At 41.0% G+C, this 16,521-nt stretch carries 13 protein-coding genes and 2 pseudogenes; 13 read left to right on the plus strand and 2 right to left on the minus strand.

Going from position 1 to position 16,521, the window contains the following annotated elements:
- Positions 1-22: 22 nt before the first annotated feature.
- Positions 23-1,236: pseudogene (locus tag BM126_RS16345) on the minus strand (threonine synthase).
- 444 nt (positions 1,237-1,680) lie between these two features.
- Between BM126_RS16345 and BM126_RS16350 the strand changes: the two are divergent.
- The 5 genes and pseudogenes from BM126_RS16350 to BM126_RS16370 all read left to right on the plus strand — a co-directional run.
- Positions 1,681-1,917 (plus strand): annotated as a pseudogene (locus BM126_RS16350) (oligopeptide/dipeptide ABC transporter ATP-binding protein); the annotation flags it as partial.
- 241 nt (positions 1,918-2,158) lie between these two features.
- The gene (locus BM126_RS16355; protein WP_090990503.1) at positions 2,159-3,235 is read left to right on the plus strand and encodes a GerAB/ArcD/ProY family transporter; all 1,077 of its coding nucleotides are present in this window, start codon (positions 2,159-2,161) and stop codon (positions 3,233-3,235) included.
- Positions 3,228-4,346: a Ger(x)C family spore germination protein gene (locus tag BM126_RS16360; protein WP_090990504.1), complete on the plus strand. Its 1,119-nt coding sequence runs from the start codon at positions 3,228-3,230 to the stop codon at positions 4,344-4,346. Before BM126_RS16355 ends, BM126_RS16360 begins: the two co-directional genes overlap by 8 nt.
- A gap of 21 nt (positions 4,347-4,367) precedes the next feature.
- Entirely contained in the window at positions 4,368-5,828 is a 1,461-nt protein-coding gene (locus BM126_RS16365; protein WP_256213152.1) for a spore germination protein, read from the plus strand.
- 428 nt (positions 5,829-6,256) lie between these two features.
- Positions 6,257-6,967, plus strand: a complete 711-nt coding sequence (locus tag BM126_RS16370) for a CAP domain-containing protein (RefSeq protein WP_090990505.1) — start codon at positions 6,257-6,259, stop codon at positions 6,965-6,967.
- Between the two features lie 158 nt (positions 6,968-7,125).
- Here BM126_RS16370 and BM126_RS16375 read toward each other — a convergent pair whose 3' ends face one another.
- Positions 7,126-7,305, minus strand: a complete 180-nt coding sequence (locus BM126_RS16375; RefSeq protein WP_090990506.1) for an H-type small acid-soluble spore protein — start codon at positions 7,303-7,305, stop codon at positions 7,126-7,128.
- A 435-nt stretch (positions 7,306-7,740) separates the two neighbouring features.
- Between BM126_RS16375 and BM126_RS16380 the strand changes: the two genes are divergently transcribed.
- The 8 genes from BM126_RS16380 (at position 7,741) to BM126_RS22510 (ending at position 16,458) form a co-directional block, all read left to right on the plus strand.
- A complete protein-coding gene (locus tag BM126_RS16380; RefSeq protein ID WP_090990507.1) occupies positions 7,741-8,616 on the plus strand; it encodes an NAD(P)-dependent oxidoreductase in 876 nt (291 codons plus the stop codon).
- A 106-nt stretch (positions 8,617-8,722) separates the two neighbouring features.
- Positions 8,723-9,709, plus strand: coding sequence for an aldo/keto reductase (locus tag BM126_RS16385; protein ID WP_090990508.1), 987 nt, complete (start codon positions 8,723-8,725; stop codon positions 9,707-9,709).
- 147 nt (positions 9,710-9,856) lie between these two features.
- Positions 9,857-10,606: a (S)-benzoin forming benzil reductase gene (locus BM126_RS16390; protein ID WP_090990509.1), complete on the plus strand. Its 750-nt coding sequence runs from the start codon at positions 9,857-9,859 to the stop codon at positions 10,604-10,606.
- Positions 10,607-10,896: 290 nt separating this feature from the next.
- Entirely contained in the window at positions 10,897-12,162 is a 1,266-nt protein-coding gene (locus BM126_RS16395; RefSeq protein ID WP_090990510.1) for a glycoside hydrolase family 18 protein, read from the plus strand.
- An 87-nt stretch (positions 12,163-12,249) separates the two neighbouring features.
- Positions 12,250-13,968 (plus strand): ABC transporter ATP-binding protein, encoded by a 1,719-nt coding sequence (locus tag BM126_RS16400; protein ID WP_090990511.1) that lies wholly within the window; start codon positions 12,250-12,252, stop codon positions 13,966-13,968.
- 364 nt (positions 13,969-14,332) lie between these two features.
- Positions 14,333-15,151: a hypothetical protein gene (locus BM126_RS16405; protein WP_090990512.1), complete on the plus strand. Its 819-nt coding sequence runs from the start codon at positions 14,333-14,335 to the stop codon at positions 15,149-15,151.
- A gap of 195 nt (positions 15,152-15,346) precedes the next feature.
- Entirely contained in the window at positions 15,347-16,222 is an 876-nt protein-coding gene (locus BM126_RS16410; protein ID WP_090990513.1) for a carbon-nitrogen hydrolase family protein, read from the plus strand.
- 74 nt (positions 16,223-16,296) lie between these two features.
- Positions 16,297-16,458, plus strand: coding sequence for a hypothetical protein (locus BM126_RS22510; RefSeq protein WP_177201466.1), 162 nt, complete (start codon positions 16,297-16,299; stop codon positions 16,456-16,458).
- The last annotated feature ends 63 nt before the right edge of the window (positions 16,459-16,521 follow it).

A 16,521-nucleotide genomic window follows, 5' to 3' on the forward strand; every position in this document is an offset into this window, starting at 1 on the left:
TTACAAATGGCTATTCTGCCTATCAAATAACAATATTCTCCCCCTTCTGAAGCAGGGGCGGTTCTGCTGAAAATAAATCCGGGTATTTAATTCCTTGTCCTGTATTCAGGCAGACTACTGTTTCATCTTCTTTTATCCAGTTTCTTTTTCTTAGCTCATATGCAGCTGCAAAAGTTGCAGCGCCTTCGGGACAAATGAAATTGCCTTCCAATTCAGCAGCCTGCTGCTGGCTTTTTTGTATACTTTCTTCACTTACAGAAATGGCATATCCGTTTGTTTCATAAAGTGCTTCCAATACAAGAAAATCGCCCAATGCTTTAGGGACATTAATTCCAAAAGCTTTTGTACTGGATTTATCCCAGAACTCCGACTCTTTTTTCCTTTCCTGCCATGTCTTGACTATCGGTGCACATCCTTCAGACTGGACGGCCACGAGGCGCGGCAGTTTTCCGCTAATCCAGCCTAGTTCCTTTAATTCAAGAATAGCTTTATATATCCCCATAATCCCCACCCCGCCGCCAGTCGGATATAAAATAACATCAGGCAGATCCCAGTTAAGCTGTTCCGCTATTTCATAGCCCATCGTTTTTTTGCCTTCTATCCGGTATGGTTCCTTCAATGTCGATGCATCATAAAATCCATTTTCACAAACAAGCCTTGCCACAATCTTTCCCGCATCACTGATCAATCCGTCTATAAGGTACAGATGTGCTCCTGCAATGCTTACCTCCACTCTAGTAACGTAAGGGGCATCCTTAGGCATCACCACATATGCTTCAATGCCAGCACGGGACGAATAAAGTGCCCACGCTCCGCCTGCATTTCCGTTTGTCGGCATGGCAAGGGTGCGGACACCGAGTTCCTTCGCTTTAGAAACGCCAACCGAAGCGCCGCGTGCTTTGAAGGACCCTGTAGGAATGATTCCTTCATCTTCATATATAAGTTTTTAATGGAATAGCAACGGCCGATATTTTCCGTTTTTATTAAAGGGGTAAAACCTTCTCCCAATGTTACAACATGATTTTTATCCAATACAGGAAGAAGTTCATGATATCTCCAAAGGGAGAAATCCTTCCGGGTGCTTACCTCATCCTTTGTAAGCCTACTTTTTAATTCCTGAAGATGATATTTGACGAGCAGGGGAGATCCGCAATGGCATAATTGATGGATGCTTTCGACAGAGAATTCGGAATGGCATATTGGGCAGTCAAGATGTGATGCAAAACTATAGTTCATTCTTGAAACCTCCTTTGGAGTTAGGGAATTATTTGGGTTATTACATGACACTGGTTCGTTGTTGTACTGGCTGAATGCATTCCGTTGGAGGAAAGATTCTTGCAGGCGGGAATAAGAGAGGGTAGCAGAGCCAAATAAAAAAAGGCTTCCAGCCCAAAACGAAACGGGTCAGAAGCCTTCGGCGGTCCGATCGGCAAAAATCTTTTACCTGATAATTCATATTTTAATAGTAAGGAAGAAATATATATCTGTCAATGTGTATTCATTTAACTTACCGGTTAAGTCTGCAATGAATTTGAAAAGCAGGACTTATTACTTAAAAAGTAGTTTTAATAAATCCCATTTCAGCCGCTAAATATGATTTTATGAGTGATTTGGAAAAGCGCCGCGGAGATGCGGGCAGAGAGGGAATCCGCTCTAGTTTTGGCACCAAGGAGCATTTAGTTTTCAAATCCGCTTCATCCTTATACAAAAGCCCTGCTGTCTGCCGTACCAGTTCCTGATCCTGCAATAAAACGGGAACGCATCATATTAAAAGGAGATATCCCAAGTCCTGTTGACCCCCCATCTGGCTGCAAATTCAGGACAAGATGCCCGATGGCTGAGGGAATTTGTGCCAAAGAGGTTCCTCATTATAAAGATCATGGCAATGGCCAACTTGCTTCATGCCATTTTGTCTGAGTATTTAATTGCCCCTAAGGCCGTCAGATATTGGCGAATGAATAGAATGTTGTTGTACTGCCTGCTGCCATGGATGATAGGTCCATATGCAGCAGGCCTTTTTTTATGGTAAGAATCTTTCCGTGTGTACTGGGGCAATGTCATTAATTCCCTCGAGTAAGTTTTGCAACTAAGAAAAATACTATAAAAATCGAACAAGATTACAGACTTCTCAAGTAAAAGAAAGATTAGGGTGATTGCAATGAAGGAGAAGCTGCATCATATCCATCTGGTTATTTTTATATATTCCATCCAGTTTGGTGTCACCATTTTTTCACTTCCGGGAATGCTTGCCAGAGAATTCGGATCCAATGGCTGGATTGCAATATTCCTTATTTTTTTCGTCGTTGTGCTGGGCATTTTGCTGATAGGGGCCTGTTATAATCTTTCAGATGGAGATTTTCTTAATTCGCTTGAAAATTCATTGCCTAGGTTTTTATCTTCATTTCTGTTCTTGTTATTGGCTGTAGTATGGTCCTTGTATGGCTGCGTGATCGGCAAGCAATATATCATGATTTTTCAAATGATTACCTTTCCCACGACATCTCCCATGCTGCTAAAATTGGGCTTGGTTGTTCTGACGTATCTGCTGGTAATCAAAGATTTATATAATATTTCGAAAATCTCTACCATAATATTTTTCATAACCATTTGGATGCTTATCCTTCTGATATATCCGTTTCAGGAAATGGACCTTTCCAGGTACACTCCTTTTTTCTTTAAAGACGGAGGACATTGGATAAGGGGGAGTATTTCGGTGTTTGCTGCTTTCCTTGGTTATGAGCTCTCCCTATTATTTTTCCCATTCGTCAATAAAGAAAGCAAATTTGTGCGTTCACTTATCCTTGGCAACCTATTAACGACCATTATTTACGGAATAGTATGTGTGGTTTGCTATGGGTTTTTTGGTTATTCATATTTAAAGGTTTTGCTGTTTCCTTTTATGGACTTATTGTCAAATGTCGAATTGCCATTTGTCCAGAGAATTGAAAATCTGCTGTTCGCATTATTCTTCTTTAAAGTGCTGATTACCGTTGTCATGTATTTCTGGGGAGCAAAAGAATGTGCAAAAAGGGTGTTTAAGAAAACAAGCGAAAAAAGAATCTCCTTAATTATTGTCGCCCTTACCTATATCGTATCATTTTATTTTCAGACAATGGAGGATGTGAATGGATGGCTCATAAGGCTTTCAAATATAGAAGCGGCTGTCAGCTTCCTGCTGCCTCTTTTAGGAATTGCCCTCCTTTTATACAGAAGAAAGAGGAAATACTATGGATAAACGGATCATCACAATCATTTTAGCAATTATTATGCTTACCGGCTGCAGCGACCAAAAGATATTGGAGGAGCAGGGGCTCGTTCAGGCAGTTTCGTATGATTTGGCTAAAAAACGTCCGGGGTCAGATTTACAGCCGATACATGTTGGGATAGCCATACCGATTATGAAAGGCGGCAGTTCCTCACAAAAAAGCCTGGAGGCTGTTGCCAGAAGCAGTAAAGAAGCCAGATCTCTGCTGACTTCACAGACTGAGTGGAATTTAGTCAGCGGCCAGGTGCGGACTGCACTGATAGGAAGAGATGTTGCTGAACAATCCATTTGGAGGCATTTGGATACCCTTGAGAGAGAGCCTTCTGTCAGCCAGAGGGTAAAGCTGGCCTTAGTAAAACAAAATGCGTATGAATTGATGTCTTCTGATTTTAAAACCGGAAGCGGGACATTCTCTTATCTTGATAAGCTTCTTGAAAAAGGGGTGAAAAACAATGTGATCCCTGAAGTCACACTATATAAATTTGCCAGGGACTATTATGAAGATGGAATTGATCCTGTGATGCCGATACTTGTCAAAAAAAACAGCTCCATTGATTCGGATGGAATAGCATTGTTCCGAGGTGACAGGTATATTACCAGCCTTAAAGCTTCTCAAGGCATTATCTTTACCATACTCACAGACCGGATCCATGCGGGCCAGGTTAATATAGAAATACCAGGTTCCAAAAAGTCCCAGGCTGAATTTGCAGCAATGAGAATTATTAAAAGCAAAAAAACAGTCAACGTGGTACACACAAAATCTGGAGAACAGTTCACAGTTCATATCTCAATAAAATTAAAAGGATCAGTTATTGAGTATTTGGGAAAGAAAGACTTAAGCAGTGAAAAAGACAGAAGATATCTTGAAGCAGCAATGGCAAAACAAATTGAAAAAGACATGGTGCAGATTACTGAAAAAACAAAGAAATATTCCACAGATAGCCTGGGAATAGGCAGGTATGTTAAAAACAGCATGACGTATAAAGAATGGAAAAGCATGGATTGGAGAAAGATTTATCCAAAAACGAATGTGGTGTTTCATGTTCAAACCATGATCAAAGATTATGGGAAAATAAAATAGTGGCAGAAAGGAGAGGAGGAAATGGATCTCTTTAAGCAGAAAGGCAAAATTCATACTAACGCAAAACAAACCCGAAATAAGGTTCCTTCTATGGAAGAAACATTACTTGAATTTAAAGATTGTGCAGATTTAAAAACAGTTTCACTTTTGCAAGGCAATCTCGAATACGTATATATCGATAATATTGGCAATGAAATAAAAATCAAAGAATATCTTACAGACATCTTCGACTATGGTTCGCAAGATTCGTTTGAAAAAGCCCTTATGGATTCAAGGTATCAAGAAATAACACAAACAAGTGAACTATATAAAGACATCTTAAATGGATATGCTGCTATCTTTCATGGCGGAAAAGCCTATAGTGTGAATATATTTGGCCCGGAAACACGCCCTGTAAACGAATCTGGTACAGAAACGGTAATAACGGGGCCACACGAAGCTTTTAATGAGTCTACAGGGAAAAGCTTAGGACTTATCCGCAGGCGGGTGAAAAGCTCTCATCTAAAGATTGTTAAATTGCAGGTAGGAGAAATTTCAAAAACGGATGTGTATGTTGCCTATATAGAGGATATTGTGAATATGGAATTTGTCGAGCTGCTGAAAAAGAGGCTCCTTAACATAGAAATCGACGGGATTCATGACTCTAATATGCTGTCACAAATGATTGACGAGAATCCTTATTCTGTTTTCCCTCAATACCTGACTACCGAAAGGCCCGACAGCGCGGCTTCTAAATTAATTGCCGGAAAGATCATTATCTTAATGGAAGGAAGCCCTTCTGTCATTATCGCCCCAACCAGTTTTTTTGATTTCTTTAATTCCCCTGATGATTATTATCAAAGATGGACACAGGCTTCCTTTTTAAGGATTTTGCGCTATATTGCTTTTTTAATTACAGTTTTATTTACAGCTTTTTATGTTTCCGTTACAACCTACCATTATGAAATGATTCCGCATGATTTGCTGCTTACCTTAGTAGAATCGAGAAGCCGTGTTCCTTTTCCTCCGCTCATTGAAGCGATCATCATGGAAGTGACAATTGAATTACTGAGAGAAGCAGGCGCCCGTCTTCCTACCAAAATTGGCCAGACTATAGGCATTGTTGGAGGTATTGTCATCGGGCAATCTGCTGTTGATGCAGGTTTTACAAGCAATATTTTAATTGTGGTAGTTGCCATTTCAGCCATTTCATCTTTTGTAGTTCCGAGCTACATAATGAGCGGCGCAATCCGTCTGATAAGGTTTGGAATCATCCTTCTTGCAGGGCTATGGGGAAACTTTGGGATTGTAGTGGGTGTTGGCATGGTTCTTATACATATGTCACGCATTACGAATTTAGGCACTTCCTATCTTAATCCAATTTCCCCTATGTTTTTAAGCGATATAAAAGATGTTTTGATAAGGGCTCCATTTTCCATGATGAAAACAAGGCCGGTATCATCTAGAACAAAAAACATTAAACGCAATAAAATGAAAAAATAAGCATCACCTCACTCCTCAAAAATCCTGCGGAAGAAAAATATGGAATATAATGAAGAGTCCTTTAACGAGGGCTTTTTTTCGTTACATTAACTTAAGGTTTTGTAACAAAAAAGTAAACTATATTACAGGAAATAAGGAAATTAAAAAGCTGTCAATCCTGATTTATTGGTGAAAAAGTGGAAATTGATTCAGTGTTTTTCCAATAAAAGAAAAAATAGAGAATGAATAAGATTACTAGAGAAAGCTTGCTAGCTTAACATTTCACCGAAGAAAAACAGTGAATTAGCCCCTGTTGCTCCACAGTTTGGTTTCTTTACTTGTGCAATGGTTAAATATGGCCGTTTTATTACAAAAAACACATGTTACGATAACTGTGCAAGAAACAAACAAACAAACAAACCAAAGAATTAACGGGGAGGAAAATATACATGAAAAAGAAAATGATTTTCTCAGCAGCAGCTGCAGCAGCAGTAATCCTTTCAGGGGCAGGCTTTAACCAAGCTAGTGCCGCTACTCAGCCTTGTCCGCAAGCCAAACCGGTTTCATTCCAGGTTACTGACCAGCAGGACATCCAAAAAATATTAAATCAGTATATGAAGCAATACAAAGTACAAATGCCAGCAAATGCTGCACCACAGGCACAGCAGGCGGCTCCTGCAAAACAGGCGGCTCCAGCTCCAGCAAAGCAAGCAGCTCCAGCAAAGGCAGCAGCTCCAAAGCAGGAAGCAGCAAAGCCTGCATCTTCATCTAATTCTTCTTCTTTAAGCCAATATGAAAAAGAAGTAGTAGATCTTACAAATGCAGAACGTACAAAGCAAGGATTAAAACCGCTTGCAGTAGATACAGAGCTTAGCAAGACTGCTAGATTGAAGTCTCAGGATATGAAAGATAAAAAATACTTTGATCATAACAGCCCAACTTACGGATCTCCTTTCGACATGATGAAGAAATTCGGTATCAGCTATAAATATGCCGGAGAAAACATCGCTATGGGACAGCCTACTCCTAAAGAAGTTGTAACAGCTTGGATGAACAGCGAAGGCCACCGTGCTAACATCTTAAACGCTAACTTCACTCACATCGGTGTTGGATATGTATCTTCAGGCAATTACTGGACTCAGCAGTTCATCGGTAAATAATATAATAATTTAATAGTATAGGGAAGGCCAAATCGTCCGCGGTTTGGCTTTTTTTTGATGCAATAAAGAGTGCTGTGTATTCATACCGCTCTGTTTTCTATAAAAAGCGTTCCTATATAATAAGTCCACCATCCTGTATGCCAGGATGATGGCACTCGTCATATTTCTTCTAATTCAGAAATGGCCACATCGGATTTTTCTCCGCCAGGTCCTTTTAAATGGACCGTTGCTGTATTTCCATCTTCGCTGATTCCATCAATCCATACTGAAACACCATGATAATGAACATTAATTTCTGCAGAAGAAGATAATATTTGCTTGATTCGTTTTTGATCCATACTAAACAGCTCCCTATAAAGACATATAACTATTGTTTGAAGTGAAACTGTGTTTTATTCATTTTAAAAAAATGGCTGTTTTCGTAAACTTTGTTGCTATGAAACAAGGTGGTTGATTTCCTCTCCAGGATGCTCGCTTTCCGCGGGGCAGCCGGTGAGCCTCCTCGGCTACGCCTGCTTAGGTCTCACCTATTCTGCTCATCCCGCAGGAGTCCCGCACCTTACGCTCCAATCAACCTGACTTGACAATGGGAACGCCTCACATAATAAATTAAAAAACGACAATCTATAAGAAAAGAGCCAAAAAAATAAAGCAAATGCTTTGACTTTGTAAGCTCGCCTATTCATTATGGTGATTAAAGACAGAAAATAAACTTTTTTTACATATGTTTTTTGGCTGTAAATGACAGATGATAATTCTTGGGAGGTAATTATATGAAAAAAATTGGCTGGATAGGACTTGGAAGCATGGGAATGCCCATGGCAAAAAATGTATTAAAAGCAGGCTTGCCGCTATTTGCCTATAATAGGACCGCTGAAAAAGCAGATGCACTTTCAAAAGAGGGTGCCAAAGCATTGTCATCGCCAAAAGAAACAGCTGAACAATCTGACATTATTATTACCATGCTTGCAAATGCATCAGCAGTACAAGATGTATTAGAAGGAGAAAAAGGCATGCTTGCCGGCCTTAATTCAAATAAGATTGTAATTGATATGAGTACCGTGAGCCCGGAAGATTCAAAAGTGTTTGCTGAAAAGGTCCGGAAGGCAGGCGCACGTTTTATCGATGCGCCTGTATCAGGGTCTGTCAAGCCGGCAGAAGATGGTACGTTATTGATCCTGGCAGGCGGCGACAAACAAGATGTAGAGCACGTCCAGTATATTTTTGATGTATTAGGAAAAAGAACCATTTACTTTGGGGAAAATGGAAAAGGCAGTGCCGCCAAACTATCCATAAACCTGCTTCTTGGTGTGGCCGTACAGGGGATTTCTGAAGCCATGCTGCTGGCTGAAAGTGCTGGTTTAAGCAAAAACGAGGTCATAGAGATGATTTCAGAATCTGCTGTTAATACCCCAATTTTCCAAATGAAAAAAGAATCTTTTTTGAAGGAAGATTTTCCTGCTGCATTCATGCTTGAGCTTATGTCTAAGGATTTAGGGCTAATAACAGAGGAAGCAGAGAAGAACCATGTAGGGCTCCCGCTCGCTAAGGCTGCAGATAAAGTGTATGCAGCTGCAAAGGAAAATGGCAAAGGAAAAATGGATCTTGCTGCGGTATTTCTTGAACTGAAGCAGGGAACACATGTTTAATAATTCACAGGCTATTCTTTAGCGGACTTGCCAAAGCTTCAAATGGTAAAAAGTGAATCATTGAAAAAGGATTATCAAATTGGCCTAGAGGAAAGGGGATCGTATCATGGAAAAACGCAAACTGGGTTCAGAAGGCTTGGAGGTTTCTTCGTTAGGGTTAGGATGTATGGGTATGTCCGACTTTTATGCAGGCAGAAATGACGATGAATCCATTGCCACCATTCAATATGCACTGGAGCTCGGAGTTAATTTTTTGGATACTGCAGATATGTATGGGGTAGGGAAAAATGAAGAACTTGTCGGCAGGGCCATTAAGGATCGCCGTAATGAAGTAATTCTTGCTACAAAGTTTGGGAATGTCCGGGGGGCGGATGGCAGCTTTTTAGGTGTCAACGGAAGGCCAGATTACGTTAAACAGGCTTGTGATGCCAGTCTAAAACGCCTTGGTGTGGATTATATTGATTTGTATTATCAGCATCGGGTAGATCCCGATACGCCGATTGAAGAAACAATCGGTGCGATGTCCGATTTGGTCAAGGCGGGAAAAATCCGCTATATCGGCATGTCTGAAGCTGCAGCTGAAACCATTCGCAGAGCCCATAAAATTCATCCGATTTCCGTTCTGCAGACAGAATACTCATTATGGAGCAGAGATGTTGAAGACGAAATTTTACCGGCTGTCAGTGAGCTTGGCATTGGTTTTGTTCCTTACAGCCCGCTCGGACGCGGCTTCCTGACAGGACAGATCCAAAAGTTTGAAGATTTGGCTGAGGATGATTATCGCAGATTTTCACCAAGGTTTCAGGGCGAAAATTTCAACAAAAATATTAGTTTAGTGAAAAAAATCCAGGACATTGCCAATGACAAAGGCTGTGAAGCTTCACAGCTTGCGTTGGCCTGGATCCTTGCACAAGGCGAGCATATTGTTCCGATTCCGGGAACAAAAAGAAGAAAATACTTAAAGGAAAATGTTGAAGCTGTTAATATCAAGCTTAGCCATGATGAGCTTGATGCCATCAATGAAGCTGCCCCAAAGGGAGCTGCAGCAGGACAGCGTTATCCTGAGGCAACAATGAAGGGTGTTAACATATAGTCATTGATAACCTCCCTGGACGGTGATTCAGGGAGGTGTTCTTGTGTAAGGCTAATGAATTTTTTACATGCATGGAATGTTAATGTTACCATTGAAGCATGAAGGAAAGAATCATTTGAAAAAAATTGAAAGGTGGGGGATATGTTTATGAAAACCTATATCATTACGGGAGCCTCAAAAGGCCTGGGTGCTGCTATTGCAGAGCAATGCTTCAATGAGGGCAATCATTGCATTTTAATATCTCGGACAAACAATTCGGAATTAGAACAAAAAGCCCGACAAAAAGGAACGAAGATTACGTACATAGCTGCTGATCTTAAAGAGACGGAAAAGCTGGAAGCACTCATGGATATCGTCTTTTCTGAAGTGAACAATACAAAGGAATTATATTTAATTAATAATGCAGGCATTGTAAACCCGATTAAACCTGCAGGATTCTTGGAGCAGGAAAAAATGGAGCTTAGCATGAAGGTGAATTTTCTTGCTCCTGTTATTCTGTCGAACAGCTTTATAAATAGAACGAGGAATTTGGATATCAAAAAAATCATTGTGAATATCTCATCCGGGGCTGCCAAAAATCCTTATCATGGCTGGTCAGCCTATTGCAGCACGAAGGCAGGACTTGAGATGTTCACAAGAACTGCAGCATTAGAACAAACCGGAGAACCGAATCCAACCGTCCTGATATCCTTTTCGCCAGGCATCATGGATACAGAAATGCAAGCTGACATTCGTGAAGCTGACGAGAAGGATTTCGCAGAGTCCTCCCGTTTCAAAGATTATAAGGAAAGCGGCATGCTCAGGACACCTGCCCTTGTAGCCGAAAAAGTAATGGACCTGCTTCAATGGACGCAGCTGCAAAATGGAAAGTTTTACGATATCAAAGAAATGCTTTAACAAGAAGCAACAGCCAAATGCCAGAAATCAAGCAATTATGCCTTATGTGCATAATTGCTTTTTTAAAGAGATACAGTCTTTCTTGATTCGTGTCAGGAGGCAGATTCCTTCTGAGAAATAGATACAAATACAAAAGCAATAAAGAAACATAAGAACGGAGAATTCGAAAACATTACATAAATGGGGTTTACCGCTGCAATATTATCCCCCCGTTTAATCCAAGTTCTTGTCATACCCCTGGCCACTTTATCCATAAACTTAAATAATACCTATTACTAGGAGGTGATACTTTGGGGATCCATGTTGTTGAAGCGGGTGATACTTTGTTTGAAATCGCAAAAAAATACCGGACAGACGCTGCGGAAATCAGGACATTGAATGGCTTGCCATCCGGAGATGAAATTATCCCGGGACTTGCCTTATATATCCCTGCATCAAAAGTGGAGGATCGAATATATAAAGTGAAGCGGGGAGATTACCTTGGGGAAATTGCGGCAAGGTTCGATGTGAAAATCCCTGCCATCCTTAAAGCCAATCCAGGGTTAAAGCCTGATGTTATAAAAATAGGGCAGCTGCTGAAGATTCCAACCCGGTATAAGCTTCGCCTAAAAACTCTATCATTTTCATTTCCTGCCAACGGAGGCGCGGTTTTTTCGGCACTTGAAAAATCTGCAGAGCAGCTCACCTATCTTGCTATCGTCGCTTATTCCTTTACAAAAGAGGGATATGTTTATGTCATTGGCGATGACAGCTCAATGATTGCCAAAAGCAAACAGCTTGGTGTCATGCCGCTTTTGATGATCAGAAATTTTCTTAATGATGAATTCAGCCCGGAGCTTGCAGGAGGCGTGCTGGATAATACAGAGTACCGGCAGCGTCTGGTGAGAAGCATCATGTCATATGTGGCGGAAAAAGGCTACGCCGGGGTAAGCATGGATATCGAATTCGTTCCGCCTGCGAGCCGGGCAAATTATGTTTTGCTGCTTAGGGAACTGAAAAAGGCGTTAGGCCGCCTGGTTTTGCAGGTAAATGTCCATGCTAAAACGGGAGATCTCCCGAATAACCGGATTGTTGGGGGACATGATTATAAGGAGATTGGGAAGATAGCTGATATTACTGCTGTAATGACTATTGATTATGGGTACCCGACAGGACCGCCTAATCCAATATCACCGATTTGGTGGATGAAAGATGTTCTTGACTATGCAGTTTCAAAGATTCCAGCGAGAAAAATTCTTACTGCTCTCCCGCTATACAGCTATGATTGGGAGGTTCCGAGCAACAAAACTGCAGCAAGTTCCATGCTGCGCGCCCAAAACCGGGCGATCGAAGAAAAAAGCGATATTCATTATGACTTGAAGGCAGCATCACCCTGGTATCAATATTGGCCCAAGAAAAAGCAGCATGATGTCTGGTATGAAGATATCAGAAGCATAACAGCTAAATATCAGCTCATGGATGAATATGAAATAGCAGGTACGACTTTTTGGAGATTAGGCCTGGAGTTTCCACAAAATGATGCCTACATAAAGCAAAATATTTTAGTCTTAAAGTAATGATTTTTTTCAGAAAATATTGAATGTTTGGCGAGATGCGTTTATAATCCTAGTATCTTTGGATTAACCAATAAAAGGAGAAACACCATGATTCGTCGTTTTTATTCCTATTATATTCCGCATAAAAAATTGTTTTTGCTTGACTTTAGCAGCGCTGTCATCGTCGCCTTATTGGAGCTAGCTTTTCCGCTGGCAGTACAGTGGTTTATTGATGATCTGCTTCCAGGAGGGGATTGGGAATCGATTGTTTCAGTAAGTGCCGGATTGCTTCTATTATATATATTAAGCACCCTGCTTCAGTACATTGTAAATTATCTTGGCCATAAGCTCGGAATCAATATTGAAACGGATATGAGGCAGCAGCTTTTTCAGCATGTCCAAAAGCAGTCCTTCCGTTTTTTTGACAATACAAAAACAGGGCATATCATGAGCCGGATAACGAATGATCTTTTAGATATAGGCGAATTGGCGCACCATGGTCCTGAGGACATGTTCATAGCGGTTATGACATTTATTGGGGCATTCTTCATCATGCTCGCGGTAAATGTGAAAATGGCGCTGCTCGCGATTGCCATCACCCCCTTTTTGATTGCATTAATCATCTTCAGTAATTTAAGCATGAATAAAGCGTGGAAAAACATGTACACACAAATCGCTGAAGTGAACGCGCGGGTGGAAGACAGTGTATCCGGCATTCGTGTGGTGCAATCTTTCACAAATGAAAAATTTGAAATTAACAGATTTTCATTAAATAACAAAAATTTTCGCAATGCAAAGCTTCGAGCCTACAAAACAATGAGCTATACAGCTTCGGCCATCTATATGATGACCCGTTTTATGACGATTGCGGTTTTGATTTATGGTGCATGGCTCTGCTATAAAGGCCGGCTTACCAGCGGCGAGCTTGTAAGTTTTGTGCTTTATGTGAATGTTTTATTTAAGCCTATCGATAAAATTAATGCATTAATGGAGCTTTACCCAAAAGGCATGGCAGGTTTCAAGAGATTTACAGAAATGATTGATATCCATCCTGATGTTGAAGATAAACTGGATGCAATTGAAATGGTTTCGCTTCACGGCGATATTGATTTCCATTCTGTTTCATTCGGCTATGACGCTGGCAAAAGAATTTTAAATGGCATTGATTTAACCATATCCGCTGGAGAAACGGTTGCTTTTGTTGGACCTTCAGGAGCAGGGAAAACGACTATTTGTTCCCTGATTCCCCGCTTCTACGATGTAGATGAAGGCAGTATATCCATCGATGGGATTGATATAAGGGATATGTCCAAAACATCTCTTCGTTCACAGATTGGCATTGTCCAGCAGGATGTCTTTCTTTTTACCGGAACGCTAAGAGAAAATATTGGATACGGAATGCTTGATGCTACAGCGGAACAAATAGAAGAAGCAGCACGGCGGGCCCATCTCGAGAGTTTTATAGAAGGTCTTCCGGAAGGCTATGAAACTCAAATCGGCGAACGGGGCCTAAAGCTTTCGGGAGGGCAAAAGCAAAGAATAGCGATTGCTAGAATGTTCTTGAAAAATCCGCCCATCTTGATCCTTGATGAAGCTACCTCTGCTCTTGATACGGAAACTGAAATGATCATCCAGAACGCGCTATCCGAGCTTGCCAAGAATAGGACGACCCTGGTAATAGCCCATCGATTGGCAACAATCAGGAATGCTGACCGGATTGTGGTTGTTACAGAAGAAGGAATTGCTGAGCAGGGCAATCATGAGGAACTGCTTCAGCAAGGAGGGATCTTTGCAAAGCTCCACCGTGTACAATTTCAGCAGGCATAGACTTAAACAGCATTCCATTTGGATTGCTGTTTTTTTGACAGGAATATCAAAAAGATTTAACTGATTTCTGCACATTCCTCAGGATTCATGGGGAATCCGCAATACTGGCGGACCCCGCTTGAGCTTTACGGACCTGGAATCATGCAGCTGATGTTAAATCTTGTGTGATAGGTGAAGAGCAGCGTAATAAAAAAACGTGCCGCTCACAGTGGAGGTTTATGTCGAAAAAATTGAGAGGAAATGCATGGTGTTTTAATTTAAAAATTCAGATATTTGTGTTAGATTTACACTATTGTGATTGAAATAAGAGATCCGGGCAAGTGAATAAAATAGTGTTCTTTATATGAGGGAGCGGTGTAAAAACATGCAGCAGATTGAGGACTTGTGGAAGCAAGTTGACGAAATGGTGGAAAAGACGGACTTTAACGGATTATGGCAAGGCTTTGAGCCTGTTGCATTTGCTATCTATGATAAGGAAAAAGTTTATCTTTGGAATCATCCTGATAACTTTGATGACAACATAACCTTCTTTCCCTGGAATTCACAATTCAGCGGAGACGACTTAATTTTTTACCGTGATTATCCAACTGCTATCGTATCTACAGATCATTATCCCGAAATAGACTTCCTGTACCCGCGTTTAATGCATGAGCTGTTCCGCGGCTATCAGTTTTTATTGGGGGAAGCCCGATTTCCGGATACATGGGCTGGATTTCGTTATCCTATTTATCTGGATGCCATTGATTTGAAAATAAAGGAGAGAGTATGTCTGCATGACGCCTGCATGGAAGAAGATGCAGCTGTAAAAGAAAAAAAGATCTTTGAATTTATATCTTTCAGAAATCGCAGAACCAAGCTGATCAAGGAATTTGCTGCTTACGAATTCAGCCTTGAAACCGTTAAAGGTCCAGCATCGTATGTTCAATTTAAGGCACATAGTAGATGCAGCAGAAATGCAGAAAGGACTCTTCTTAATCAATACACAAGCATCCTTTTTGAACAGGGGCAATCTCTTTTTCATTTAAAGAAAAGCTGTGCCTGCTCTGGCATGCTTATGTGTTTCCTTCTTGATGCCCTCTATAGAAATTGGCAATTTTCATTTATGAGATCTGAAAAAAGCCTATATGACTTTTTTTGTGATTCCCTGTATTCCCTTGAACATCGGGGATTTTCTGCCCTTTAAAACCCGAGTCCAGTTATGCGGCAGATAGGAGAATAAGAGTGCATTGCTTGTAATGCTGAATTTTTTTAACTCAACTAAATGTATTGCTTTACAGCTAAGGCGGTAATGTTATATATTACTTTCTAGACTGTTTACTTGCTGCATGAGGGCATGTTTGTGAGCCCCTCCTGCAAAAAAATGCATAGGGGGAGTACAATGAAATTGCGTGTTTCTGCCGTGCAGTATCATCTGCATACCATTTCATCCTTTGAAGAGTTCGCAAGACAGTGCGAACATTATATAAAAACTGCTGAAGAATTTGGTTCGGAGTTTGTTTTATTTCCGGAATTTTTCACAACTCAGCTCCTTTCCATCGGCAGCGAAGATGGCACTTCGCTTACGATAAATGAACTGCCGGGTTTTACAGAGCAATATAAAAGCCTATTTATGCGGCTTGCAGGCGATTATCAGATGCATATCATCGGCGGTACGCATGTTATTCAAAAGGAAGGGAAATTGTACAATACCGCCCATCTTTTTTACCCGGACGGACATATTGAAGAACAGGCCAAGCTGCATATGACCCCCACAGAGGTCGAAGAATGGAATATGGCTCCTGGGGAGAAGCTGCGGGTTTTTGATACCGAAAAGGGAAGAATTGCTATCATTACCTGCTATGACATCGAGTTTCCGGAAATTGTGAGGATGGCCAGGGCAGAAGGGGCAGATGTAATTTTTTGTCCTTCCTGCACAGATGACAGGCACGGTTTTCACCGTGTACGCTTTACAAGCCATGCCCGTGCCATTGAAAACCAAGTTTATGTAGTAGGAGCAGGAACCATTGGATCGCTCCCTACAGTTGACTTTATGAGAGCGAACTTCGGAAGTGCTGCAATATTGACTCCTAATGATATACCTTTTCCTCCGGGCGGGATTTTAGCTGAGGGTGAAATGAATTATGATATGATTGTAACTGCAGACCTGGATTTAGAACTGCTGTATAAAGTCCGTGAAAGAGGTTCTGTTACTACATGGCGTGACCGCAGAACTGATCTTTATCCTGACTGGGAAAATAAGAATATACACTTTTAGACAATGGGCTTGTTTGCGGCTTCAGGGCTTGCATGCAGGCTTTTTTTCATATCAAGGTTCCGGCATCTATTTCCTTGTTCCACAAAAACGGAAAATTCCGTAATTCCGGAAAGCTTTTCACCCTGATTTTTTCCGTGAATGCGGAAATTCCATTAATAGACGGTTTATTTGCCTCGATTTTCAGGCAAGCAAATGTTGGCATGAAACTTGCAAGTTATAATAGTGATATCCTTTAAAAATCGGCCTTGTTAACTAGCCAGCTGATTTTCGCTTAAGACAGTTTCAATCCGGGTGTGTTT

The organism is Bacillus sp. OV322 (genome assembly GCF_900112495.1).
Lineage (GTDB): Bacteria > Bacillota > Bacilli > Bacillales > DSM-1321 > Peribacillus.